The following is a 1,700-nucleotide window of genomic DNA, read 5'->3' as shown; positions in this document are numbered from 1 at the left end:
TTGTGCTTGTTGCGCAAGTTTTGTTAAAAATAGAAATATTTAGTAACTTAATGTATGCAAGGCATTAAGATTTATCAAGAAAAATTATTCAGTAATTTTCAGTTAAGTGAAATTGTACCTGAGAACAATTTTTATAGACAGCTAAAAGCGATTTTAGATTTAGAATTTTTACGTTCCAGAACAAAAGCATTTTATGGTAGTAGCGGACAAAAAAGCATAGATCCTGTGGTTTTCTTTAAGCTCTGTTTGATCGGTTATTTAGAAAATATTATTAGTGATCGCAAACTTGTAGAACATTGTAGGGTTCGTTTAGATCTCCTCTATTTTTTAAATTATAATATCGATGAGCCTCTTCCATGGCATTCTACTATAAGTAGAACACGACAATTATTCCCAACATCAATATTTGAAGAAGTTTTTACTCTTGTATTACAAATGTGTATTAACAAAGGAATGGTTAGTGGTCACACCCAGGTTATAGATTCAGCTCCCATAAAAGCCAATGCCAGTATGGATAGTTTAGAGCTTAAAGTACCTGCTCAAGATTTAGATGCTCATTTAGCAGAAATTCGGCATATAAGCCAAAGAGATAAAGCAGCTTTTAGAAAAGCTAAGATGGACAAAGCTACCCGAGAACAAAAAACCATTAGCGCTAATCAAAAGCAATTGAAAGGCATAAAATCTCGCAATAAAAAGTGGTCAAAAGACCAAGATCAAAGGCAAGGCTCAAATAATAAAAAGAGTCGTTATACAAGCAACAAGACCCATTACAGCCCTACTGATCCTGATGCGCGTATAAGTGTAAAACCTGGCAAAGCCAGAAAATTAAATTACAGCAGTCAATTGAGTGTAGATACTGCCCATCATGTGATTACAGATATTGGAGCCTATCATGCCGATAAAAAAGAGAATCAGTGTTTACAAGATATCACAGAGCGGTTACATCAACGCTTATGGTCGGAAGGCTTGCTATGGGAAAACTGTATAGCCGATACAGGCTACAGTAGTGGAGAGGTATATGCCTATTTAGAAGCCAAAGGATTAAAGAGTTTTATTCCACCACATGGTACTTATAAAGGAGGTCCAGATAATTTTCTTTATCACAAAGAACAAGATTATTATCAATGCCCACAAGGCAAGGAAATACCATTTAAAAAGGTATTTATAGAAACCAAAAACAATACAAAAAAGAAAGAATACCGAGCATCAAGTAAATTATGTGCAGACTGTCCTATAAAAGTAACTTGTTTAGGGAAATCTAAAGAAAAACGTATCACTGTTACCTATTATCGGGAGGAATATGAGCGTAATAATAAACGTGTTCATAGTAAATTAGGTCGTTATATGAAGGGTAAACGGCAAAGTACTGTAGAGCCTGTGTTTGGAACACTTACTCAATTTATGGGACTTCGAAAAATAAATACTATTGGTATAGCTCAAGCCAATAAAGTCATGCATATGTCTGCAGTAGCTTATAATCTAAAAAAGTACTTAAAATTCATTCACAAAAAGGCAAAAAGTGGAGTACAGCACCACAACTATTTTTTAAAACTCAAAACTACCCTGTGCCGACTCATAAAACAGATTTTAAGCCCTTGTATTTTTAGAATCCAATTCAGCTAAAATTCAAAAAAGCCTCCGTAAAGAGGCTATAAATTATTCGTTTTTCAAAAAATTAGAAGCTTGTGCAACGGTTACCC

The 1,700-nt window shown here is 34.2% G+C and carries 1 protein-coding gene; it reads left to right on the top strand.

The genetic code is table 11. From position 1 onward, the window contains the following. The first annotated feature begins 54 nt into the window (after window positions 1-54). Complete coding sequence (locus BVC87_RS22955; RefSeq protein ID WP_075344722.1) at window positions 55-1,623, top strand: IS1182 family transposase; 1,569 nt, start codon at window positions 55-57, stop codon at window positions 1,621-1,623. Window positions 1,624-1,700 lie beyond the last annotated feature (77 nt).

It is taken from the genome of Tenacibaculum agarivorans (genome assembly GCF_001936575.1).
Taxonomy (GTDB): domain Bacteria; phylum Bacteroidota; class Bacteroidia; order Flavobacteriales; family Flavobacteriaceae; genus Polaribacter; species Polaribacter agarivorans.
Note: the sequence above shows the minus strand (reverse complement) of the source record. Positions and strands in the feature narration are given on the sequence as shown.

Bases quoted from the DNA above. Each gene is read 5' to 3' on its own strand.
- BVC87_RS22955 (WP_075344722.1), top strand. From the start codon at position 55: ATGCAAGGCATTAAGATTTATCAAGAAAAATTATTCAGTAATTTTCAG.